This is a genomic window from Actinomyces glycerinitolerans, assembly GCF_900098745.1.
Taxonomy (GTDB): domain Bacteria; phylum Actinomycetota; class Actinomycetes; order Actinomycetales; family Actinomycetaceae; genus Actinomyces; species Actinomyces glycerinitolerans.
Genome location: NZ_FQTT01000013.1, coordinates 234,937 through 257,262 on the forward strand (window position 1 = coordinate 234,937; position 22,326 = coordinate 257,262).

Annotated in this window: 19 protein-coding genes; 6 read left to right on the top strand and 13 right to left on the bottom strand. The window is 66.9% G+C overall.

Features of this window, described 5'->3' with window-relative positions; translation table 11 throughout:
- Nucleotides 1-34 precede the first annotated feature (34 nt).
- Both ACGLYG10_RS12655 and ACGLYG10_RS12660 read right to left on the bottom strand, forming a co-directional pair.
- Nucleotides 35-886, bottom strand: coding sequence for a hypothetical protein (locus ACGLYG10_RS12655; protein ID WP_139240981.1), 852 nt, complete (start codon nt 884-886; stop codon nt 35-37).
- Between the two features lie 167 nt (nt 887-1,053).
- The gene (locus ACGLYG10_RS12660; RefSeq protein ID WP_083565902.1) at nt 1,054-1,737 is read right to left on the bottom strand and encodes a hypothetical protein; all 684 of its coding nucleotides are present in this window, start codon (nt 1,735-1,737) and stop codon (nt 1,054-1,056) included.
- A gap of 200 nt (nt 1,738-1,937) precedes the next feature.
- Between ACGLYG10_RS12660 and ACGLYG10_RS16265 the strand changes: the two genes are divergently transcribed.
- The 6 genes from ACGLYG10_RS16265 to ACGLYG10_RS12685 all read left to right on the top strand — a co-directional run bounded on the left by ACGLYG10_RS16265 (nt 1,938) and on the right by ACGLYG10_RS12685 (nt 8,472).
- Complete coding sequence (locus tag ACGLYG10_RS16265; RefSeq protein ID WP_159097655.1) at nt 1,938-2,114, top strand: hypothetical protein; 177 nt, start codon at nt 1,938-1,940, stop codon at nt 2,112-2,114.
- Nucleotides 2,115-2,175: 61 nt separating this feature from the next.
- On the top strand, nt 2,176-4,212 hold the full coding sequence (locus tag ACGLYG10_RS12665) for a hypothetical protein (RefSeq protein WP_073332619.1): 2,037 nt from the start codon (nt 2,176-2,178) through the stop codon (nt 4,210-4,212).
- Entirely contained in the window at nt 4,209-4,706 is a 498-nt protein-coding gene (locus ACGLYG10_RS16040; protein WP_139240982.1) for a hypothetical protein, read from the top strand. The genes ACGLYG10_RS12665 and ACGLYG10_RS16040 overlap by 4 nt, the downstream gene beginning before the upstream one ends.
- Before the next feature lie 333 nt (nt 4,707-5,039).
- Complete coding sequence (locus ACGLYG10_RS12675) at nt 5,040-5,774, top strand: hypothetical protein (RefSeq protein WP_139240983.1); 735 nt, start codon at nt 5,040-5,042, stop codon at nt 5,772-5,774.
- 179 nt (nt 5,775-5,953) lie between these two features.
- The gene (locus tag ACGLYG10_RS12680) at nt 5,954-7,741 is read left to right on the top strand and encodes a hypothetical protein (RefSeq protein ID WP_073332627.1); all 1,788 of its coding nucleotides are present in this window, start codon (nt 5,954-5,956) and stop codon (nt 7,739-7,741) included.
- On the top strand, nt 7,738-8,472 hold the full coding sequence (locus ACGLYG10_RS12685; protein WP_139240984.1) for a hypothetical protein: 735 nt from the start codon (nt 7,738-7,740) through the stop codon (nt 8,470-8,472). Before ACGLYG10_RS12680 ends, ACGLYG10_RS12685 begins: the two co-directional genes overlap by 4 nt.
- 18 nt (nt 8,473-8,490) lie before the next feature.
- On the opposite strand, the gene ACGLYG10_RS12690 is transcribed toward ACGLYG10_RS12685, so the two are convergent.
- From ACGLYG10_RS12690 to ACGLYG10_RS12740, 11 genes are read right to left on the bottom strand one after another with little or no spacing between them, the layout of a single operon-like run.
- Nucleotides 8,491-13,167 carry an FtsK/SpoIIIE domain-containing protein gene (locus ACGLYG10_RS12690; protein ID WP_073332632.1) on the bottom strand — a complete coding sequence of 1,559 codons (4,677 nt, stop codon included), beginning with the start codon at nt 13,165-13,167 and terminating at the stop codon, nt 8,491-8,493.
- A gap of 11 nt (nt 13,168-13,178) precedes the next feature.
- On the bottom strand, nt 13,179-15,899 hold the full coding sequence (locus ACGLYG10_RS12695) for a hypothetical protein (RefSeq protein WP_073332634.1): 2,721 nt from the start codon (nt 15,897-15,899) through the stop codon (nt 13,179-13,181).
- Nucleotides 15,896-16,324, bottom strand: coding sequence for a TadE/TadG family type IV pilus assembly protein (locus tag ACGLYG10_RS12700; RefSeq protein ID WP_073332637.1), 429 nt, complete (start codon nt 16,322-16,324; stop codon nt 15,896-15,898). The genes ACGLYG10_RS12695 and ACGLYG10_RS12700 overlap by 4 nt, the downstream gene beginning before the upstream one ends.
- Nucleotides 16,321-16,770 (bottom strand): TadE family protein, encoded by a 450-nt coding sequence (locus ACGLYG10_RS12705; RefSeq protein ID WP_073332640.1) that lies wholly within the window; start codon nt 16,768-16,770, stop codon nt 16,321-16,323. Before ACGLYG10_RS12705 ends, ACGLYG10_RS12700 begins: the two co-directional genes overlap by 4 nt.
- Nucleotides 16,767-17,177, bottom strand: coding sequence for a TadE/TadG family type IV pilus assembly protein (locus tag ACGLYG10_RS12710; RefSeq protein WP_073332643.1), 411 nt, complete (start codon nt 17,175-17,177; stop codon nt 16,767-16,769). The genes ACGLYG10_RS12705 and ACGLYG10_RS12710 overlap by 4 nt, the downstream gene beginning before the upstream one ends.
- A gap of 2 nt (nt 17,178-17,179) precedes the next feature.
- A complete protein-coding gene (locus ACGLYG10_RS12715; protein ID WP_073332645.1) occupies nt 17,180-17,410 on the bottom strand; it encodes a hypothetical protein in 231 nt (76 codons plus the stop codon).
- Between the two features lie 55 nt (nt 17,411-17,465).
- Complete coding sequence (locus tag ACGLYG10_RS12720; RefSeq protein WP_073332648.1) at nt 17,466-18,389, bottom strand: type II secretion system F family protein; 924 nt, start codon at nt 18,387-18,389, stop codon at nt 17,466-17,468.
- Nucleotides 18,386-19,255 carry a type II secretion system F family protein gene (locus ACGLYG10_RS12725; RefSeq protein ID WP_073332651.1) on the bottom strand — a complete coding sequence of 290 codons (870 nt, stop codon included), beginning with the start codon at nt 19,253-19,255 and terminating at the stop codon, nt 18,386-18,388. Before ACGLYG10_RS12725 ends, ACGLYG10_RS12720 begins: the two co-directional genes overlap by 4 nt.
- Nucleotides 19,255-20,568, bottom strand: coding sequence for a TadA family conjugal transfer-associated ATPase (locus ACGLYG10_RS12730; protein ID WP_073332655.1), 1,314 nt, complete (start codon nt 20,566-20,568; stop codon nt 19,255-19,257). The genes ACGLYG10_RS12725 and ACGLYG10_RS12730 overlap by 1 nt, the downstream gene beginning before the upstream one ends.
- Nucleotides 20,565-21,314, bottom strand: coding sequence for a P-loop NTPase family protein (locus ACGLYG10_RS12735; RefSeq protein WP_073332657.1), 750 nt, complete (start codon nt 21,312-21,314; stop codon nt 20,565-20,567). The genes ACGLYG10_RS12730 and ACGLYG10_RS12735 overlap by 4 nt, the downstream gene beginning before the upstream one ends.
- Entirely contained in the window at nt 21,314-22,024 is a 711-nt protein-coding gene (locus ACGLYG10_RS12740) for an SAF domain-containing protein (RefSeq protein ID WP_073332659.1), read from the bottom strand. The genes ACGLYG10_RS12735 and ACGLYG10_RS12740 overlap by 1 nt, the downstream gene beginning before the upstream one ends.
- Between the last annotated feature and the right edge of the window lie 302 nt (nt 22,025-22,326).

Here is a 22,326-nt window from a genome sequence, read left to right on the forward strand (position 1 = left end):
CGACCTCCCGCCCCGTGCCGGTGCGATGCACGACCTAGGGCTGGCGGGTGTTGGTGTTCAGGGCCTGGATCTCAGCGACTGGGATCTCAACAGTGCTGGTAGTGGTCAGGGCACCCAGGTAACCCGAACGATCCGTAGTCGACTTCCACGACGCGCTGTACTGGACATCGACATTCATCGGGGTAGTGCCGCCCAGATGAGCGCTGGAACGGTCGAATACGATAACGCAGTCGGTGCCCTTAGCATCGTTAGCAGGAGTCCACGGAATCCCGAAGCCCGTGCAATCGGCCTCGGCGTCCTGCGCCGAAAGATCCAGCCCCGACGATGTAGCAATAACCGTCACGCTGGTCGAGCCCACCGCGGCAACAATCTCCACCCGCGTAGGTGTATCCGCCGTAGCCCACACCCAGGTATCAAAACCGACAACAGTCGCTTGGGACTCACCGATCGTAGGATTCCGGTCAATGCTAGGAGACGGAATGTCCGCGCTCACGCTCGTCCACACCGCAGACGCCAACGCGGCCGGATCTACCTCAGAGTCCGGAGGGTCCTCGCCCTCGGCCACCCACACGTGCCACGGGTGCTCTGCGTTGAACTCCCGTGCCGCCTCAACGTAAGCGTCTTGATCCGCAAAGGCCGACTCGTCGCAGTAGCGCGTCCACCAGCGCCCCGTGGTGTCGTCTACATAGTCCTCCCAGCCCGGGTACATGGCGGCCACCGCCCTGTTCGCCTTCTCATCGCCGAATCCGCCAATGAACTCGGCCGCTTCCGCTCCCGTACGGCCAGGCTTGTATCCGCACGACGGCGCCACCGACGTCACCTGCGAGGCCGTAGACGTTACGGCATCCGCAGCCCCACCGCTGGCCATCGTGTACGTCACCTTCACCGACGCCTCCAACGACACTCCGCCATCGGACGACTGCGAACCACCAACCGACACCGTCGTATCCGGACGCGTTGAGTCCCCGTCGACCGCAGCCGCAGTGGGTGTCGGAAGAGCGACGCAAAGCACCAGCGCCAGGATAGGCGATATGACGGCTCTCGATTTACGCATCAGCTCTGCTCCGTAGTGCACTCGTTTTCAGAAACCGCCGTTTCCTCGTACGCAACCCAGTTGCCTTCGGCGTCGGGCACCATCTGGATCGAGAACTCGACCAGAGCTTGGACCTCGGGGTCGGTGATGTCGTTGCCGTCAGCATCCGATCGGGTTGTCTGCGTACGATCAAGACACGTAGTGATGCTTGCGAGTGTGCCGTCGTCAGTAATGGTCACCTCGCTGATCCCGACGCTGACCGGAGGGTTGGAGTGCTCGCCGTTCAGGTTCGAGTAGTTCTCATAGATCCGATCCAACAAGTCCCCGGTGGCGACCAGGGCGACGTCGTCAATGCCCTCCCCGGTGAACCAGACCCGCCAGGTGGCCTTGTCGTAGGCCACGTAGTCCGCCAGCACCTGCGCCTGCGCCTCGTCGAGATCCTCCGGGATTGACACCACGTAATAGCCCAGTTCCGCATCGGTCAGCGACTCAGCGCTCACCACACCGGCCGCGGCGGCAGACGCTGCGGCCGAGGCGGATGCCTCTGCTGCCGCCGCCGACGCAGCCGCATCCTCCGAGGCCATCGCCTCCGGATCAAAAGTCGGGATGTCCAGGCCGCCCTCGTCGGAGCCGGACGAGCATGCCATCAGGGACGCCCCCGCCAGCAGCACGGCCCCCACTACCGCGCCGGCCCGCTTACGCACACCAAACCTCATCAGGAACCTCCCAGGAACATCGCGCACGGGAAAATCACAATTTGACCATAGCAGCCATCGGAGTGCGCTACCAGACCCGATAGAACCTCAAACGAGACGGTTGTGTGAGCTGGCGCACACCCATCCTGCGTAACGACACGGTACGGTAACGGCAGTTTTGTTCCTCGAACCCTGCTGGGAGGCCATGCATGTGCGGCGACGCTGACAGCACCGATGGGGATCTTCAGAAGAACCTCTACCGGGACGCCATCGGGGACCACTCCTCGGATCTCAATGCGGCGATTGCCTTCTCCCTTACTCCGCCTAACGGCTTCGGTCATGTCTGTACGAAGGTGTGTCAAGACGTGGCAGCGGCCTGGGAGTGAGGCTCCGTCTGCCACGCAATGGTGGATATTTCCTGGCCCTGTTTGAGGAGGATGTGCGGTCATGACGTTGGTCAAGGTCAATATTGAGGATCTGCGTTCCGCGGCCACCTCTCTGTCCGGTCTTGCGGACAGTGTGGAGGACTTGTATGACACCAGCGCGTCGGAGGGACGCAGACTGTACCTGTCGACGTCGTCCCTGGCGGAGGTTCCTGGTTACGTGGAAAGCCTGCAAGACGAGTCGACCTTCCTGTCGGCGAAGGTCGACTGGATTGTGCTGATCAACTCCGACAGTGAGGGCAACCTGCCCGAGTCCGGGGAGGTGAGCTATGAGGTCGATGGCGAGGACCCGGACACCCTGGAGGAGATGGAGACCGCTCTTGGCGAGGCGATCGCGTCTCTCGGCACCGACATCGCTACCTCCGACTATGAGAAGGGCGATCCGCGCCTGGAGACCCTGAGCAAGTATCTGGACACGTGGGGCGGCAACGAGAACGTTAATGCTGCCCTGTTCAGCAGTCTGGGTCCCGATGGGACGCTGGCACTGACCGAGGCGGTGGGCAACCATGCGGGCCTGACCTACAGTGCCAGCGACTCCGAGCGCGAGATGGCCCAGAAGACACTCGCGCAGCTCAAGGAGGGACTCGAGATCGCTACCAAGCAGTGGGAGCCGGACTACGCCCAGCAGTTCGGTGCCGACCTGGTGGAGGCAGCAGCGTGCCCGGATCCTGACTCCTCTTACTACCGGCTTGAGAACCGCAATGAGTCCCTAACCTACCTCCTGTACGACACCACCGCAGGCAATAAGTTCATCCTGGGTACGGCGGAGAAGATGGATGAGCTACAGCACGAGGCCGACGAACGCGGCATGCCGAGCCCATGGAACTGGGGTACGCCGTCACGCTTCCTCCCAGCAATGATCAACGAGGCGGACGAGGCCTGGGCCCTGGACATTCCCTCGATCATCATGCACGACCTGGGAGGCCACCCCTACGCTTCCTACGAGTTCTTCTCCGGCGACGATGGTCGGGTCGACTACTGGGCGGGCCAGTACGCCTATGACAGCGGTGATCTGTCCGGTATCGCTGCCGCCCTGGACTCCGCCTCGACCCCCCCGTACCTTATGAGAGCCCACAAGCAGGAAACGGCCAGCATTGCCGCGCGCGGCCTTGAGGCCCTCACCGGCCGGGACGACTTCGGCGTCGAACGCAGCCAACGGGGAGTCGAGGGAGCCCAGTCACTTGAGCACATCCTTGAGACCTACATGGACTCCCTGGTCGACACTTATGCGGACTCACTTAGCAGACCCGGAGGAAGCGATCTGACCTACGACCTCACCACAGCAGCCGGCCAAACAATCGCCGACAGCCCCTGGTTCAGCGAGGAGACATTGGATGCGGTACTCGGAGTCGTCGGTCGCGACGGACAGGCCCTCATCGACCTGCGCACCGCCGTCAACAGCGCCGAACTCAAATCAGTGCCCCAAGGAACCACCCGTGACCAGCTTACTGTAATTGCAAATGACTGGGGCGCCACCGAGGGCAGCATAGCCAATGCCATTGGTACCGGCGCCATTGACGCGGAGAAATCAAACGATGAGTATGCGCAGGCCTGGATCGATCTGGCAGGCAAGCCCGCCTCCGAGCTAGCAGGCCTGGTCAAAACCTTCGCCCCACCGGGAACCACCAAGGGTGCTGGCTGGGCCTCGGACGCCCTGATCAACCACCTCCAGCAAGAGGCAAGCAACACTTGGGCGAGCAATGCGGACGCAGAAACTGACAGGCAGGAAGTCATTGCTGACGAGGCTTACCGCTCCTACATGCGCAGGCTACTTTGGGCGGCTGATACCGCTGGCCTAAACGGATACCAAGACCCCAATTCCGGCCAAGAGCTGAACAGTGACAGCATCACCAGCGTTCAAGAGCCGGACGGCACCTACAGACTCATCACCCCGCAAGAATACGAACGTCTGAGCGACGAAGACAAGGCAACTGCGGACACCCAGCTGGAAAGCCTAGCGAAGAGCGCAGATGGAATGGGAACCGCTAGCGCCAACGTCAAGACCCACTTCGATCAGCAGTTCCAGGAACGCTACTCATGAGCCACACACATAGCTTTCGATCATTCTTGATTCTGGCGCTAGCGACAGGCATGTTAGCTGCATGCGGTCACGGTGGCACCGATCAGGAGGCGACCGCCACCCCGGAGCCAATCCCCGCCACCGCCCTGACACTCGCGGACATCCCCGGAGCAACCACACAGGCCGCCTACCACGGAATACGCATGGAAGTGCTCTGCAGAGGTATCGAAGAGGGCATTCGGAGTATTGCTCTGTTGTTAGAGCCGGACCACCCAGTCACCATCGGGTATGAAGTGGGTGATGCCACGGTTTATGAGACACTCACCCTCGGCCTGAACACTATATGGCCCAACGGGCGTTTCGCCGGTATTGCCAAGGATATTGCCGCTTGCGACGGCACTGAACTCACCACCCAGTACTGGCCCGAAGACATAATACAGTCCGGAGAGGGCGTCTTTCACGCCACCGCGGGTCTGCCGGACACCCGCGGGCTTCACCATCACCACGACCGGTGAGGATGGTGCTCAGCACCACATTGAGCGCATCTACGCCGCCGTCACCACCAATGACGGGAGGGAGCCCGGCATCATCGTCCTGACCACCGTATCCAACACCGACCAACCCGCCACCCCCGCACCCCTGGACCTACTCGACACCGCACTCCAACGCGCCGACGCCACCCTCGACCCCACCGCCATCACCACCGACCTCGGACCCCACACCACACCCCAACCCACCAACACCCCCCAGCAAGAGTGATTGTCGTGACGGCAACTTCAGCAAGCACCCGACAGGAGTGGCGTAACGCCCGCCCACCCAGACGACGCCGAAACATGAGCGCCATTCTCATGAGCTACACACGTAGTCTTTGCTCGTCCTTGGTGCTGGTACTGGCGGTCGGCCTGGTCGCTGCCTGTGGTCATGGTGGCGCTGATCAGGAGGCTACCGCCACTCCGGAGCCCATTCCCACCACGGCCCTGGCGCTCGCGGACATCCCAGGCGCAACCAGTCAGACCGCCTACCCCGGAATGCGTGTGGAAGTGATTTGCAAACGCATCGAAAACAGCATCTACAAACTCGTCCTACTGTCTGAGCCTGACCACGCGGTCACCGTCGAGTATGAAGTGGGCGATGCCACTGTGTATGAGACTCTCACCCTCGCCCTGACCACTATAAGGCCCAACGGGAGTTTCGCCAGCATTGCTGAGGATGTAGCCGTCTGCGACGGCACCGATCGGACCACCCAGTTCTGGTCCAACGGCGCACCCGATCCCGAGCACGGCGTCCTCCACGCCACCGCGGGCCTGCCGGACACCCTGGCAGGTTTCACCATCACCACGACCGGTGAGGATGGCGCCCAGCATCATATTGAGCGCATCTACGCCGCCGTCACCACCAACAACGGCGAGTACCCCGGCATCATCGTGCTGACCACCGTGTCCAACACCGACCAACCCGCAACACCAGCGCCCCTGGACCTGCTCGACGCCGCACTCCAACGCGCCGATGCGACCCTGGACCCCACCGCCATCACCACCGACCTCGGCCCCCACACCACACCCCAACCCACCAACACCCCTTAGCGGCGAAGACAGCGCAGGAGCATTGAGGCACGATATGGTAACGGGTGCCGGCATCCAGTCCCGCCGGGACGGCACGCCAGTGTTGTGGACGCCAAACAGCTGCCAGTGATAGATGAGAGGTTGTCGTGACCGGTTCCACCGACACACCGAGCCACCACTCTCGACGCATATTTCTCGGTATGTCGCTCGCCGCCTTGCCGGTCGCGGCTTCGCTGGCCGCCTGCCATGACAAGTCAACCACCTCCGTGGATGCGATTCCACTGGATGGCTTCACCACCGCAGTCCTCCGACAGGAAGATGCCGACGAGCTCACCCTGGGCAAGCTGAGCAGTTTTCTGGAAACCTCGTGCGACGACTCCGATGCCCTCGCTGCCATGTTCAGTGGTCTGGGTGCCGATGGGACGCTGGCACTGACCGAGGCGGTGGGTGATCATGTGGGCCTGACCCACCGGGCCAGTGACGCCGAGAGCAAATTGGCCCGGAAGACATTGGGCCAGTTGAAACGATCCCTGGGAGCCGCGTCGAAGAAGTGGGAACTGGGCTACGCCCGGCGGTTCGGCGCCGACCTGGTCGAGGCGGCGGCGTACCCGGACCCCGCCTCCCTCTACTACCAGCTCGGCAACCGCAACGAGTCCCTTGCATATCTCCTCTACGACGCCAGTGGAGCCAGCGACGAGCTCATCCTCGGCGCAGCCGACAAGATGGACCGAATCCAACGGCAGGCGGCAGCAGCGGGGTACCCACACGATTGGGCGTGGAACGGCCGACCACGCTTCCTTCCGGGCATGGTCGAGGAGGCCGACGAGGATTGGGCCCACGACATCCCCACGATCATCATGCATGACCTGGGTGCCCACGGCCGCGCCTCCTACAAGTTCTTCACCGGCGACGATGGCCGCGTTGAGTACTGGGTCGGTGAGCACGTCTACGACGGCGACCTGTCCGGCATCGCCGCAGCCCTGGACTCCGCCTCAACCACAACCGACTTCATGACGATCGATCGTCAGGCGTGCGCGAACGTTGCCGCATTCGGCATCGAAGCCATGGCGCACCGGAAGGACTTCGGCGTCAAGCGCGTCAAGCACGGCAAGCGCGGTGTTGAAGGTGCACAGTCCCTCGAACACATCCTTGAGGCCTACATGGATTCCCTGATCGTCTCTTACGCCACCGGGGGTTGGGAATACCCCGGCACCTACACCCTCACCACAGCAACCGGCCAAAAGATCCCGAACAGCCCCTGGTTCAACCACATTAGCCTAGACGTGATTCTAGGGGTTATCGGCCGCGACGGCCGAGCTATGATCCACCTGCGCACCGCTGTCAACAACGCGGAGCTCAACTCACTACCGCCAGGCAGCGACGAAGAAGACCTGACGATCTTTGCCGACTATTGGGCCGAGGTTGAAGGCGGTACTACAAATGCCATCGGTACGGGAGGTATCCGGGGAGCGGCAAATCCGGACTACCGGTTCGCTCAGGCGTGGACTGATTTGGCTAACAAGCCCGCCTCCGAGCTCGCCGAGCTCGCCCAACAATGTGTCTCCGACGCCTTTGACAATGCAGCCGTGTGTGACTCAAGCACGCTGATTGACCTGCTGAAGGACGACACCAGCCTCTGGCGGAACGGTGACGACAATACCGACGAGAAACGGCGAGCCATCAGAAATGCAGCCTACTCCTCCTACATGCGCCGCATGCTCTGGGCTGCCGACGCCGCGGGCCTCAACGGCTACCAAGACCCCGACTCAGGCCACACTCTCGACAGTTATTCCACTGCCACCGTCCAAGATCCTGACGGCACCTACCGACTAATTACACCGCAAGAATACGAACATTTGAGCGACGAGGAGAAAAAGAGAGCGAACACCGAACTAGAGATGCTGGCCGACACCCCGGGATGCATGGGTGATGCCGTCGGCGAAGTGAAGAACAGTTTTGATCAGCAATTCCAGGAACGCTACCCATGAGACGCGCGCGTAGTCTTCGATCGTTCTTGCCGCTGGTCCTGGCGTCCTTCCTCCTTGCTGGTTGCGGTCACGGTGGCGCCGGCCAAGAGGCGACCGCCACGCCGGAGCCCATCCCCACCACCGCCCTAACGCTCGCAGACGTCCCCGGAGCAACCAGCCAGGCCGCCTACCCCGGAATGCGCGTGGAAGTGATTTGCAAGCGCATCGAAAGCAGCATCTACAAACGTGTTCTACTGTCTGAGCCTGACCACGCGGTCACCGTCGAGTATGAAGTGGGCGACGCCACGGTGTATGAGACTCTCGCCCTCGCCCTGACCACTATAAGGCCCAACGGAAGCTTCGCGAGCATAGCCAAGGACATTGCCGCTTGCGATGGCACCAAAGAGGAGACCCAGTTCTGGTCCGTGGGTCCACCCGAATCCGAGACCGGCGCCTTCCACGCCACTGAGGGCCTGCCGGACACCCTGGCAGGTTTCACCATCACCACCACCGGTGAGGATGGCGCCCAGCATCATATTGAGCGCATCTACGCCGCCGTCACCACCAACAACGGCCAAGAGCCCGGCATCATCGTCCTGACCACCGTATCCAACACCAACCAACCCGGCGCACCCGCGCCCCTAGACCTGCTCGACGCCGCCCTCCAACGCGCCGACGCCACCCTCGACCCCACCGCCATCACCACCGACCTCGGCCCCCACACCACACCCCAACCCACCAACACCCCTTAGCATCAGGCGGCCCAGGGCCTAGCCCGCGCTGCCGCCGCTGGGCACTTGTGCCCAGGCCCAAGTGCCCGATCTGACCAGGATGCCGCGCCCCAACGGAACGGGTTGCCCCACGGAACGGGGCAGGCGGGCGGACAAGACCTCGCCGTCCTGCGAAGAGCGCGGAGCCAGGATGAGCCCGGTCCGGTTCCGCTTAATCAGAGTCATCAGGCCCCGGTACATGCCTGTCAGCTCGTCCACGCCACTGGCCACCAGCACGCCACCGCTCTGGTCACGGCATGCCTTGACGTGCTCCTCAAACACTTTCACCAGGACATGATCATTGCCCAGCACGTCGTAGTCATCCACCACGACGAGGGTCTGCGTGCCGTGGACCTGCAATAGCTTCCGCAGGTCGTCGGCCTTGGCCGAACTGTCCAGCACTCCAACGACCCGGGGGTGGTTTCGGAATTCGCTCACCGGCGACCGGCGGGCGAGTACGAGGATCACCGGGGCGCCGCCGTCCAGCGCGGTTCGAAGCCCGAAGCACAGGGCCGTCGACTTGCCCGAGCGCCGCGGCCCCGTCACCAGCACGCCGTTGCCGACCTCGTCCATGCGTAGCGGAAGCATGGACAGCGTGTCGCCGCCCACCGCGAGCGCGAATTCGCCCGGAGTCGGCCGCGGCCCCAGCGCCAGCGCATCGGCGGTCGTAATAGCCAGCGGCAACTCGTCCACGCGCGCGGGCCGACGGGCCGCCGGAATCTTCCCCCAGCGCTGCTTGGCCTCCTCGCCCTCCCGGTGCACCGCGGCAACCTGAGCAGTACCGGCTGCGTCGGCGTCGAGCAACGCGAGTTGTACCTCCCGCACGCTAGTCCCGCTGCGGAAGGCGCGTCCAGGAGGCATGGACTGGGGCACGTCACGGCTGCGCATGCCGACTAGTTCGAAGTCCTCCGCGGCGGGCATGCGCAGCACGATCCGATCCTCGAGCATCATGCCCATGCGCCCCCTGAAGGTGCCGCGGTCGCCGGAGATGACGACGCGCAGCCCGGCGGCGGGCCCCTCCCGCAGCAGCGTCTCCATCCGATCCAGGAGCAGCCCGTTGTCAACCTGTTCGAAGGCCGCCTTGAAGCCGTCCCAGCGATCCAGTAGCAGCAACAGGTAGGGCATGCGCTCCGAGGGCGTGACCGCGGCTCGTTGCTCGGTGATCGAAGCAAATCCGGCGACGGCGAGCGCCTGCTGGCGGCGGCTGACCTCCTTACTCAGGAGGTCGGTGAGCCGACGCAACCGTTCGGGCTGGTCGCGGGTGACCACTGCGCCGGTGTGTGGCAGGGAGACCAGCGGCAACAGCGCTCCGGTACCGGCGTCGATGCCGTACATGTGTAGGTCTTCGGGCGAGGCGGTGCGCGCGGCCGCTACGGCGAGTGCACGCAGCAGCGACGAACGACCGGATCGCGCCGCCCCCGCTACGCCGAGGTGCCCGGCCCGCGTGTAGTCCCAGCTCATCACCCGCTGAGCCTGCTCGGAGGGGATGTCTTCCAGTCCGAGGATCAGCGGGGGCAGCAAGCCCCGCGCCCTCAGCTCGGCCTCGGCTTCTGGAGTGGCCGTCTCGTCATCACTCGTCTGCGTGGCATCCGCACCCGAGGTCTCGGCGTCCTGTCGTTCCTCCAACTGGTCGAGGGTCACGTTCTCGGGCAGAGGGGCCAGCCACGGGCTGTGCGGGGTGGGCCGCCCGGTTTCCTCGTGGGCCCGGTTCATGGCGTCTACGAGCGTGGCCAGATCGGTGGGGATCGAGACGTCCTCCTCCAGCTGGGGCGCGGCCGCCTCGGGACGGGACATCTCCGCCAAAGTCAGGGCGCTGGTGCGCAGCGCCGCCTGCGGCAGGGCGCCGCGGGGGCGCCCACCTACCCGTGCGGCCTGGAACTGCCGTAGGCTGGCGTGCCCCAGCCGGGCATATGCGCGTCCGGGGATGGACGGCGGGATCTGCGCGGAGGCCGCCGATTCGATGACGTCGTCGGAATCGGCCTCGTCGGTCACGCGCAGGGCGATGCGCAGGTTGGTGTTGGACTTGATCTCGGCGGAGACCACGCCGGCGGGCCGCTGCGTGGCCAGGACCAGGTGCACACCCAGGGAGCGTCCCCGGCGCGCGATATCCACCAGACCGGTGACGAAGTCGGGCAGCTCCGCCACGAGCGCGGCGAACTCATCGATGATGATCATGAGCCGTGGCATGGGCTCGTCCCCGGGCTTCATGGCCGCCACATAGTCTTCTATGTCCTTGGCGTCGGCGCGTGCCAGCTGCAGTTCGCGCCGGCGTAATTCGGCACCGAGCGATTCCAGTGCCCGGGCCGTAAGGTGCCCATCGAGGTCGGTGACCATGCCCACGGTGTGCGGCAGCCGGGAGCAGTCCTTGAAGGCAGCACCGCCCTTGTAATCGATCAGTACGAAGGTCATGTCATCGGGCGAGTTGCCTACGCACAGGGAGGCGATCAGGGTTTGCAGCAGCTCGGACTTACCCGAGCCGGTGGTGCCGGCCACCAGTGCGTGCGGCCCGTCGGCGCGGATGTCCACGGCGAACAATCCCTCCGCATCCTCTCCGATGATGGCTCGGGTGGTACGCCCCACCCGCTGCCATGCCTCCAGCACACTCTGGCCGTTGGGTTCGGGCATGCCGACCACGTCCAAGAATCTGGAGCTGGTGGGGATCGAGCCTTCCGCGGCGGCCGCGGACACATCACGGATCGGGGCCAAGGCCCGGGCCACCCGCTCACACCACCCTGCGGGCACGAGATCCAAGTTGACCTGCTCAATCTCATCGCGGTCGGTCTCTGCGAGAGTCACCGGGCCCGGCCCGGTAGCGACCACGGCGCGGCATTCCTCCGGTAGGGCTGTCCGATCCGTATCCAGGCACAGCAGGTGAATGCCGTGCTGGGGGCCATCGCGCAGAATGCGCACCATGCCGGGAGCCAGGCGCAGTGCCCGCGCCCCGTCCAGCACCACCAGGATGCGGCCGGGGCGTCCACTGATCCCTTCCGCCGGGCCGGACTCAATGGTCTCAAGCAGTTCGTTGATGCGTCGGGTGACGGTCTCCTCGTCGAGTCCTACGCGCGCCCTGGCCCCGACACCCTCCGGGGTGCGCAGGTGCGGCAGCCAACGCGCCCAGTCCCACTCGGACCGGCCCGGATCCTGCCGTCCCGGGTCGGTCAGGATGACCAGGTCCAGCTCGGCCGGGGAGTGCAGCACGGATGCCTGGGCCACCAGCCATGCGGCCACCCGGTGCCGCTTCTCTCCGGCAACGCCTACGGCGCCGAGCCGCCCGAGTCCAAGCGTCACCGGGACGTCTGGGACGGTCCAGCGCAGCGGCTCCTCGTATGAGGCGCGGGTGGGGTCCTGAAGGACAACCTCGCTGGGCACGTCCGCGGTGCCCAGGCGCAGGTCCAGCCAGTCCGGGTCGCTGGGGCGGCGCTCCCACAGCCCCGAACGGGGGCCGGTGGCTCGCAGCAGGACCTCCGCCGGGTCCGGAGAGTCAAGGCGGCGCAGGCCGCGTTCCTCCAGTAGGGCCCGGTGGGCGGCGGACTCGGTCGCGGCCTTCTGCTGGCGGTAGCGCCGCACTTCGTCACGGTAGACGCGCTTGCGGCTGGAGCGGCCTTGCATGCGGTTGGCCAGCATCATGAGCGGGGACAGCAGCACGAACAACAGCGTCGTCGTCCGGTGGGTCATCAGGTACAGGCCGCCGCCCATCACCAGTGGCGACAGGAGCAGCGCGAACGGAAATGGCGGTTTGCGGGGCTGCTGGGGCTCACGCGGCAGGGTGAATACCCGTTCCCGCGTGGGGCGGGCCAGGCGCGGGGGCCGGTTGAAGTCGATGGTGGGCTCGCCCGGAGTTGGAGTGGCTACCGCGTCCGCGGTTGGCACCGGGCCGATGACCAGCTGGCTGTGCCCGACGGACAGCACCGCTCCGTCCTCCCAGACGGTGTCGGGTTGCAGCGCACGGCGATCCAGTTCCAGGAAGCTGCGGGGGGCGTCGGGCTGCTGTTCCTCCAGAGTATTGACGGTCTCCGCGTCGGTCTCGTCCTTCTTCCGGCTTCTCCGGCTTCCGCGCCGGCGCTCGAGGACAGGCTCCCGTTTCAGTCCCAGGACCAGCGGCCCCGGCAAGGCGTGCTTCCGCAGTGGGGCGGGTTCCATGAGCCGGTCAACAGCCTCGTCCCGCGGGCTGAGCACGGCGCGGCCGCCGGAGAATACGACAAGGTCAACCAGGGCACCGGCCTCCTGCTCCTCCAGGCGGACGTCGGCATCGGCACCCCCGATCGTGTAGCGCCCCAGCCCAAGACGGTGCACCGCGCCCGCGCCCGGGCCGGAGACGACCCGCAGTTCGACGACGCCGTCGGGCTCGTCGTCATCGGGCAGGTTGGCGGGACCGCCCAGGCCGAGCACCATGCCGTCGTGCACGGCCCCCTCCCCCAGCCTGGCCCCCGGGTCCAATCGGGTGGAGCCGGTCCACAGGGAGGGGGACGGACGGCGTGGCTCGCGCACATCGTCCTGACGCGCAACCACGAGTTTGAGCGGCTGCTCCGGAAGCTCTCCGCCGGGCGTGCCGACCAGCGCGTGATCGAGCGCGTCGGCAAGCTCCCTGACCGTTGATTCCGGTTGGGCGGTGACGATCAGGTCGCGGGGCTGTCGCCCGTCGGCGGCGGTGGGGTGGACACTGAGCAGTACGCGCATGATTACTTGCTTTAGGCGGTGGCGCGGCGGACAGAGGCGCCCGGGGCCAGTTCCTCGACGAGGGCCGCGGTAGCCGGATCCACTTCCGCGACCTCGTCCGCGCCGGTGGCGTTCAGTAGGGCTGCAACCTCGTCGAGTAGCTCGTCCTGCCCGCGGGCGGCCGCAAGGCGCAAGCGATCCCGCCACAGGCGCTGGTCGAGGTCGACCACCCGTAGTCCGGTGTCGACCGCGAGCGCCGCCCCGTCGGGGTCGGTGTCGTGCAGTAATTGGGCGGCCCGGTGTGCGGCGTCGGTGACGAGCGCGTCGGCCTGGCGAGCGGTGCGCACACGGGCCAGCCAGGCGTAGCCGCCGGCCGGAATCCCAGCGCCCACCGGACCGCGCACCAGTCGCAGCGCCTCGAGCAGCAGTTCTGCCTCGCGGTGGATATCGCTGCGTCGGGAGGCGGACAGCAAGGAGCGCAGCACGTCCCAGTCGCAGACGACGTCCGGGCCGAGAAGCAGTCGTCCCTCCTCGTCCTGGCGCACATGCGGGATGCCCTGGGAGTCGGTGCCAAGCCAGTCGCGTAGGCGCCGCACCATGGCGGCCACCACGTCGCCGGTGACGCCGAGGGGCCAGAGCATGGCACCGAGGGCCTCCGGGCGGATGCCCCGCGGGTGCAGGGCGAGGCAGATCGCCGCCTCGGTGAGCCGATCGCGGCGGTCCGGGTCGACCGTCCCCGGAGCGTCGACGCTGGCAGGGCCCAGCACCAGGATCCTGATGGCGGCCGAACGTAGCGCCACCGTGGACAGCGGGGGCTGCGGCGGATCCGGCACAGGTGGACGGGAATCGTCTCCCGGAGGCGCGGGAGCCGCGGAGCCCAACAGGCCGGCGAGCGCATCGAGTTCCTCACCCGTTGCCCGGGTGGCGGTCACGGCTACGCCCAGCGGGTCGATCCGCGCCATACCGGAGGCATCGATCTCAATGCGCCAGCGTGCACCCCGAGAAGGTCCGGTCCTGACGAGGCTGAGGTCGTGCTGTCCCGGTTTCGTGGCTTCCTGACCGGAGGTCAGGACGAAGGTCTGCTGGGTGTGCCGCTGGCCGGTGAGGACGCTGTCGGGGTCCACGGCCCGGGCCGGCGAGATGTCGTCGAGGCTGGCGACAGCATGCAGGCGATCGCCGACGATGCGTTGCAGGACCGCCGGCAGCCCCAGGGTGTATGCGAGGGCTCCCTGTGACCACGGGTTGGTACCGAGCTCGAGGGCGAGGGCGGTAATGAGTTCGGCGGCCATGGTGGGTTCTCCCCCAACCACCACGTCGCCGTCCGCCGCCCCCAGGTTGATGAGGATGTCTGCCCCATTCTCGTCGCGTCCGATGGTTACCAGTCCAGGCAGGGCTGTGCCGCCGTCCGCGTCACCGGCAGGCGCCGCCGGCTCGTCCCCGGACGGGAGGCTCCAGGTAGAGCCGTCGTCGTCGGTGGTCCACGGGAGCGGCGGTTGCGGGAGCGGGCGCGGCAGGAGCAGCCGGCAGGCCGCATCATCGATGACGACGGCGTAGGGCTCGGGACGCCCCGACACGGCGCCGAGCGAGCGCAGGATGCGATACAACCGGTCCGCGCGGACCGGGTCGGCGCCCACCCGCATGAGGCGTTCGAGTTCGAGCGCATCGTCTCCCGGGGCCGCCGCTATGGCGCGGCGCCGTCGATCGGCAAGGATGGCGGTGAAGGTGGCGGCCATGAGGGCGCCGATGGCGGGCATCTGGGCCGGTGGCACGTCCGGCACCGCGGCGGCCGCATTGCTGGCGGCCGCCACCATATCGCTTGTACCCGCCGCGGTGTCACTGCTGGCGGTAGCACTGGGCGCAGAGGCATCCGCCTGCGCGGTCTCCTCGACGGGCACGGCGACGACGCGGTCCACGTCCTGCGCGGATTCGGGCACGATCAGGTACCAGCCGGGCTGAATGAGCCGGGCGAGTTCCAGCGAGCGGCCGTCGGGCTGGACCCTGCCGACGTTGAGATCGTAGATCTGCTGGTAGGCACGACCGTCGCCCAGGGTGCGCTCGGCGATATCCCACATATTGTCGTGATAGCGGCCGGCGGGTGGCTGGACCACGTAGACGCGCTGCCCGACGAGTTCGGCCCCGATGTCGGCGGGAAGCTCGGTATCGCCGAGCATGTAGCGGACGGATTGAGCCTGTTCTCCCGGGGAGCTCGCCTCGGTTGGCCCGTCCGCGCTGCTGGTGGCGGAAGCAGCGGCCTGGCTCAGTGACGGCGTCGTGTCGGCGGCCTGCGTCTGCATGGTCGCGACCGGGGGGAGTTCCGGGGCGGACACGGGCGCTGCGACGGCAGCGGGAGCGGCGACGGCGCCCAGCACCAGCGCGGAAGTCACCAGCCGCCGTACAAGTGCCTGCGTGCCACCCGCCAGCGGCACATGCGCGGGCAGGCCGCGGCCGCGCAGCGCAGAGATCACCTCGACGACGGTGCAGACAGTGAATTGCAACCAGGCGAGCCATACCACCCAGCTGAGCACGCCGAGCACGGTCTCAGCGGTGACGGCGCGGGTCAGCAGTGAGGCGTCCAGGTGCCGCGGCAGCGGCGGCAGCCCAGCTTGCCACAACAGCAGGCAGGGCAGGCCGATGATTACGGCCCCCAGCACCAGCACAGACAGGATTGAGCGCCACAGGGGCTCGCGCCGCTCCGGGGTTGGCGCGCGGAAGCGAGCCGGACCCGGTGCCGTGCGCTGAAGTGTAGGGGTCACATTTCCTCCTGGTTGATGCCGACTGCGGCGTGGGCGTCACCGGAGACACTCACGTGCACGGTGCTTACGCCCACGAAGCGGAGCATGGTCGTGGAAACGTCGTCCTCTAGCGTGACCACCACGTCCTGGCCGGTTGTGACAACAGAGAAGCGGTCCGCACCGATGCCGGTGGCATTCAGGTAGCTGGCTGCTGCTGAACGTGCCCCCGCCGAATCGAGGCCGATTCCGCCAGCGCCACGCAGTGACCCGGCGGAGACCTGTTGGGCGCCGGCACGGGCGGCCTGTTCGGCAGTGTCGGCCAGGGTGGCACGGGCATTGAGCACCCGGCCGCCGTCGATGCATAGTCCGGCCAGGGCCATGAGCACCGCAACGACGATTACGGCGAATACCGAGGTGGATCCGCGTTCCTTGCGACAGGCGTTCATCGGGTTCCCCGCCAAGTGTCTACCGGGGAGATCGAACTGGAGGTGACGGTTGTGGTGCCGGGCAGGAAGACCAGCCCGAGGTCGGCCAGCCGCACCTGGCAGCTGACGGTCACCTTCACGGAGCCGCCACGGGAGAAGCCGGACACGTCCGTGTCGGACCTGCACTCGGCGGCGGCGGTGTCGGCTACGGCCAGGCTGGAGGCGGCCGCCGCTGCCGCCGTGCCGGCAGAGCGTTCCATCGAGGCGGCGCGGGCGGCATCACGGGCGGCGGCCTGGGTCATGCCCTCCGCGGAGACCCAGCGCCCTGCAGCGACGACGAGCATGACCACCATGAGCAGAGCGGGCGCGATAAGGACCATTTCGACCGACATGGTGCCGCGCTCGCCACGCCACCGGGGGCGACGGCGCGCACGTCGTCGGGAATAGGTGCGCACGGCGATCCTCATGTGTCCTCCCTGAAGGTCTCGATCGGCGCGGTGACGGAGGCCTCGATGCCGGGGGCGAGGCCGGCGACAATATCCATGGAGGCACCGGTCACGGTGACCCGAGCCTCGTCGCCGTCTATGTCGACGTGCACGTCGACATCGGTCAGTGCACGGCCGCTGCCCACCCGCGTGGCATAGCGAGCGCCGTCGGCCTCGGCCTGAGCGACCTGAGCCGGGGCGGTGCCGCCGTCGCGCACTATCCGAACCGTCTCCCGGGCGGTGGAGATGGCCACCTCATGGCCGTACCAGGACAGCGCGACCTGCACGGTGATGAGGATGATGAGCATCAACAGCGGGAAGAAGACCAGGAGCTCCACCGAGGAGGCCCCGGTCTCCGCCCGCAGTCGCTTGCAAATCCAGGCAGACATGGTCACCCGTTGTCGCCGCCGCCGTTGTTGCCGATCGTCGGCACCTCGAGGTTGGAGGACGCGTCCTGGACCAGCCCGTAAACGACGCGTCCGACCAGGGCGGCCAGGGCAATCAGGAAGCCGGTGATGATGACCCACTCGACCGTGGAGGCGCCCTTTTCGCCGGCGTGGGCGTTCAGGCGGCCCCGAACCGTACCGGCGAGGATCTGGAGTGTGCACATTAGGCGGAGCATGGTGATTTCCTTTCTGCAGGGTTTTCTGGGTGATTTGTGGCGCGGGAGTACCCGGTCAGGTACTTCCCATGATTCCGGCGAGGGCCGGATAGACGAGGAACACGATGAACCCCATCGCGATGATCAGCTGTGCTACCAGCATGGATTCCGAGCTCTCCCCCGCCTTGCCCTCGGCGTCGGCCAACTCACGCCGCCGCATGCTGGTGGCGCGGGCGGACAGGGACTCGCGGATCTTGGCGCCGTCTTCGGCGACGAGCGCGAGCGCGGCCGAAAGGTCGCGCAGCTCGTCAATCCGCAACTGGTCACCGAGCTGTCCCATGGCGGCCCAGGGGGTCTCACCGCGAAGGCGCGCGGCAGCCAGAGCATCCCGGATGCGCACCATCGCCGGGTCGTCGGACAGTGTCGCGGCGGAGTCGAGGGCCTCGGGCACGCCCCGACCGGCGGCCAGGGACATGGACACCAGGTCCAAGTAGGAGCCCACCACGTGCCGGAAGTCCCGGCGCGCCGCATCTGCCTGCCCACGCAACCTGACGGTGGGCAGGATGACCGCGAGCGCGCCGAGTACCAGGCATGCCAGCACGGGCGTCTCCCAGGAGGTGATGCTGCCGAGCGCGGTAGCCACCCCGACCAGGGTCAGTGGCGCGGCAAATGCAGCCAACCCGCACATGAGCGAGATCACCAGGTGCCGTTCCAGAGACCGCCCCACCATGGCCAGGTCGGATGACAGCGAGCCCAGGCCTATGCCGGTGCGCCTTAGCAGTGCCGCCGAGCGGAAGCCGACCGTGTCCAACCAATCCGGCAGCGCGCCCTCGGCCGGGTTCAGGCGGCGGGCGTCGCGGCGCAGCCGAGCCTCATCACGCTGCGTGTCCAACTCAGCCAGTGCCGGAGCCGGCTGCACCCGCGGCGGCACGAGGATGAGCGTCAGCAGCAGCACGCCGGCCCCGCTGACGGCACCGCCGACCAGAATCCAGATGCTCATGCGGCACCCCCGTTCGTGACGGTCAGGAAACGGCGCGGAAGGACCACGCCGGCCAGGCGTCGCATCCACATCAGACCCACGGCGAACAGCCCCACCACCACGAGCAGGACCAGCTGTCCCTGGACGCTGGAGTACGGCTCCACGAAGCTTCGGTTGAACAGCGCTAGCGCAAGCATCACCACGATGGAGAAGATCACGACGATCTGCGCGGAGCGACGGGTGCCGGCGCGGGAGGCCGAAACTCGCTGGCGCATGTCCAGTTCGGCGCGTGCGGTGTCGGCCAGTGAACCGAGCAGCTGACGCAGTCCGGGGCCACGCAACCGCGAGTTCATGATCAGCGCGGACACCATCAGGTCTGCCGTGGGATCGTCCAGATCGTCGGCGAACTGCCGCAGGGCGGTACCCATGGGCACGCGCACGCGCATCCGGTCGGCCAGCAGTGCCAGGTCCTCGCGGATGGCCGGGGCCGCGGCGTAGACGGTGGCGGGGATGGCCTGTTCCAGGCCGACTGCGCCGGCGATCGTGTCGCGCAGTGACTCCGCCCAGGCGGCCAGCGCCTCCACCTTCGCGGCTGCCTCCCGCTCCTGGCGGGCGCCACCGAACAGCAGTGGCCACACCAGCACGAGCACACCGCCCGCCGCAGCGAGCACGACCCAGCGGGTCAGCACCAGCACGGCGAGGGCGACTCCGGCGGCAAGCAGGATCCGGCGCAGGTCCCGCCGGATCAGCGGCTTGCGGCCGGCTTCGGTGTGCGAGGTATGGGCGGGAAGCGGGTCGACGCCCATGATGAAGATGATCAGTAGGAAGGCTCCGGCACCCACGAGGGCGCCGGCGAGCAGGGCTGCCATGGCGGTCGAGTTGTGCATCAGGCCCCCCGCGCATACGTGGCAACCGGGTCGTAGCCGGCCTCTATCAGATCGGCGATGCATTCGATGGGCGCCGCCGGCTGGGCGTGACCGGAGCCGTCGTCGGCGAATATCTCGCTGGACAGCACCCGTCCGTCGACACCATTGACCTCGCGCACGGAGGCCACATAACGGCGCATGGAGCCGCCCTCACTGAAGCGGTTCTCACGGGTGAGGAAGATGACGAAGTCGACGGCGCCCGCGATCAGCAGGTTGGTGGCGTCCTGTGGCAGATGCTCGGCGGACTGGATGGCGTAGGTGGCGATGCGGTTGAACACCTCCGCCGAGGAGTTGGCGTGGATGGTGGACAGGGAGCCGTCATTGCCCTGGCTCATGGCGTTGAGCATGGTGACGATCTCGTCTCCCAGTACCTCACCGACGATCACGCGCGAGGGATTCATGCGCAGCGAGCGCCGCACCAGGTCGGCCATGGTGATGGCGCCGGCGCCCTCGGAGTTCGGCAGGCGCTCCTCGAAGGCGACCACGTTGGGGTGCAGGTCAGAGAATTCTCCGAGGCCGAGCTCGAGCGCACGCTCAACGGTGATGAGCCGCTCTGACGGCGGGATCTCATTGGCCAGCGCACGCAGGAAGGTGGTCTTGCCGGCGTTGGTGGCACCGGCGATCATGATGTTCTTGCGGGCGCGCACCGCGGCCGAGCAGAAGGCGGCCAGCCGGGGGCTGATGGTGCCCAGGCCCACGAGCTCATCCAGTCCCACCTTGTCCAGGCGGGCGCGGCGTACCGAGACGGCGGGGCGGGAGCACACGTCCATAACGGCCGACAGGCGCGAGCCGTCCGGTAGCCGCAGATCGAGCTGTGGGTTGGCGGAGTCGAAGGGGCGGGAGGCGAGACCCGAGTAGGAGCCGAGTACCTGGACCAGTTCTACGAGCTCGTCGTCGGAGTCGGCTACCGGCGCCCCGCGTTCCTCCCGCCCATCGGCGTACTGGATGAAGACGTTGTCGTAGCCGTTGATGTCGACATTCTCGACGTCGGGGTCCTCCAAGAGAGGCTGAAGCCGCCCGACGCCGAACAGGGCGGCATGAATGCCCTGGGAGACCTCTTCCTCCGCCTGGGCGTCCAGGGGACTGCGTCCGGCGGCGATCTCGGTGCGCGCGTACTGCTCCAGCACACGTCCGATCAGGGCCCGGGCGAACTGGCGCTCGTCCTCCGGAGTCATGGGCGGAATGCCGGAGGCGGCGTCGTCGTGCCGCTGCTTGGCGAGTAGGTCGGCAACCTGCTCGCGCATGGTGCGTACGAGGTTCTGGTCCACACTCATCGCCGCACCACCAATCCCGCCAGAACGGCGGCGAGTTCCCGGGCGGAACGCACCAACAGCGTGTTCTGCAGCGGGCGGGGTCGCCGTCCCGACAGGGCGTCCGCCGCCGCATCGTCATGCGCGAGAACGCCAACCACCGGTACGTCCAAACCTCCGGATTGCAACAGCTGGCCAAGGGCCTGCGCCTCGTGGCGCTCTTTCCAGCGGGCGACGAGCAGTACGCCGAGTTCGGGCCGCTCGGCTCGGTGCGCCGTCTCCTCGGTGATCCAGCGCAGGCGTTCACGCAGGTGCCCGTACTGGTCGACTCCTGGGCGGCTCACCAGCAGCAGGCGATCGGAGGCAAGCGCTACGGCCAGGCTGGGGGCGCCCGGTGTGAGTCGCCCGACGTCGGCGATGACGTCGGTCGTGCCACGCAGGCTATGGGCGACGGCCGACCAGCCGGCGCCTATGGCTGCCGCCTGATCAGGACGGGCCAGGCCGACGAGCACCTTCAAGCCACCGTCGACGGCGGTCAAGTGCTCATCCAGAGCAGCCCGAGACTCGCGTCGTGCCGCGGCAGCCAGCGAGACGAGACCCCGCGAGGAATCGATGGGGTGGCCGGACTGGGTACGCAGCCTGTACATCAGGTCCGAGCCGGCCGGGTCCAGTTCGGCCAGGCGCACGTCACGCGGCCAGATGGCGGCCAGCACGTGCGCTGCGGTGGTGGCGCCGGGCGAGCCCTTGGCGGAGGCGACCGAGATCAGCATCAGCTCTCTCCGATCGGCTGGTCGGTGGCGGTCAGGACCACGGCTATGCTCCCGCCCGCGCCGGCCTGGGCGAGCGCGGCGGCGTCGGCCTCATCGACAATCAGGGACAGCACGCAACCGGAAGTCCAGTCATTGTCCGAACCGGAGGTGGAGACCGCAGTGAGCACCTGCGCATGGCGGACCGTGACGGCGCCGCTGCCGGTGTCAACCACGTCCACCACATCGCCCGCAGCCAAGCCCCCCGCGGGGAATCTACCGATCTCAAGCGAGACACCGACCACCTGGGTGCCGTCGCCGGGCAATGGCGAGTTCAGCAGCTGAGAGGTGTCGAACAGCTGGCCCTCGGCGATCTCTGTCCGCGCCGTCTGCCCGACCAGCTGCTCAGCTTGGCTGGCGGGGATGAGCGTGTCGAGTGTGGACGAGACAGGCGTCGAGACGAGGTCATCCTCGGTGATTACCGCGCCAGCAGCGACCGTGCGGGCCGCTGCGAGCATCTCGACTCGATGGTCGGCGCGAGTAGCAAGCAATCCAGCCAGCAGCGCCCCGCCCACGATCAGCAGCACCGCCAGCGCGGCCAACAACGGGCGCCTCTCACCGGGGGCCGCAGGCAGGCGCGACGCGGTCCGCTCACGCCGAGCACGGCTGGACGACACACCACGGGCATCGCGGTCACGACGCCGAAGGACACGCCCGTCCTGGGGCTGAGACATGTTGGAAACCTCGCTTGGGAGAAAGGATGAGACGGACGTACGTTACCTCGAGTCCCCCGGTCACACCATGACAACTTTGCGAGCACGCTTGAGGCAATGACAACACTTCCGGCCAGCGGAGGGCACAAATCCGCAGAATCTAGCCGCATCCTCGAAGTTACACCTCGAAGCCTCCGACGCCTCGCATGGGTAGTTCTACCCGAAGCGCTTGCGCCGACATCCTCGGCATGGAACCCTAACAGTTACCCGGTACGCGAGCATCATCACGTACCCATCTCTCAAGCGATAGAGACAAGCGACAG

What these genes read in the sequence shown, in the direction of transcription:
- ACGLYG10_RS16265 (WP_159097655.1), top strand. Translation starts at nt 1,938, where the DNA reads ATGTGCGGCGACGCTGACAGCACCGATGGGGATCTTCAGAAGAACCTC.
- ACGLYG10_RS12665 (WP_073332619.1), top strand. Translation starts at nt 2,176, where the DNA reads ATGACGTTGGTCAAGGTCAATATTGAGGATCTGCGTTCCGCGGCCACC.
- ACGLYG10_RS16040 (WP_139240982.1), top strand. Translation starts at nt 4,209, where the DNA reads ATGAGCCACACACATAGCTTTCGATCATTCTTGATTCTGGCGCTAGCG.
- ACGLYG10_RS12675 (WP_139240983.1), top strand. Translation starts at nt 5,040, where the DNA reads ATGAGCTACACACGTAGTCTTTGCTCGTCCTTGGTGCTGGTACTGGCG.
- ACGLYG10_RS12680 (WP_073332627.1), top strand. Translation starts at nt 5,954, where the DNA reads ATGTCGCTCGCCGCCTTGCCGGTCGCGGCTTCGCTGGCCGCCTGCCAT.
- ACGLYG10_RS12685 (WP_139240984.1), top strand. Translation starts at nt 7,738, where the DNA reads ATGAGACGCGCGCGTAGTCTTCGATCGTTCTTGCCGCTGGTCCTGGCG.
- ACGLYG10_RS12690 (WP_073332632.1), bottom strand. Translation starts at nt 13,167, where the DNA reads ATGCGCGTACTGCTCAGTGTCCACCCCACCGCCGCCGACGGGCGACAG.
- ACGLYG10_RS12700 (WP_073332637.1), bottom strand. Translation starts at nt 16,324, where the DNA reads ATGAACGCCTGTCGCAAGGAACGCGGATCCACCTCGGTATTCGCCGTA.
- ACGLYG10_RS12705 (WP_073332640.1), bottom strand. Translation starts at nt 16,770, where the DNA reads ATGAGGATCGCCGTGCGCACCTATTCCCGACGACGTGCGCGCCGTCGC.
- ACGLYG10_RS12710 (WP_073332643.1), bottom strand. Translation starts at nt 17,177, where the DNA reads ATGTCTGCCTGGATTTGCAAGCGACTGCGGGCGGAGACCGGGGCCTCC.
- ACGLYG10_RS12715 (WP_073332645.1), bottom strand. Translation starts at nt 17,410, where the DNA reads ATGCTCCGCCTAATGTGCACACTCCAGATCCTCGCCGGTACGGTTCGG.
- ACGLYG10_RS12720 (WP_073332648.1), bottom strand. Translation starts at nt 18,389, where the DNA reads ATGAGCATCTGGATTCTGGTCGGCGGTGCCGTCAGCGGGGCCGGCGTG.
- ACGLYG10_RS12725 (WP_073332651.1), bottom strand. Translation starts at nt 19,255, where the DNA reads ATGCACAACTCGACCGCCATGGCAGCCCTGCTCGCCGGCGCCCTCGTG.
- ACGLYG10_RS12730 (WP_073332655.1), bottom strand. Translation starts at nt 20,568, where the DNA reads ATGAGTGTGGACCAGAACCTCGTACGCACCATGCGCGAGCAGGTTGCC.
- ACGLYG10_RS12735 (WP_073332657.1), bottom strand. Translation starts at nt 21,314, where the DNA reads ATGCTGATCTCGGTCGCCTCCGCCAAGGGCTCGCCCGGCGCCACCACC.
- ACGLYG10_RS12740 (WP_073332659.1), bottom strand. Translation starts at nt 22,024, where the DNA reads ATGTCTCAGCCCCAGGACGGGCGTGTCCTTCGGCGTCGTGACCGCGAT.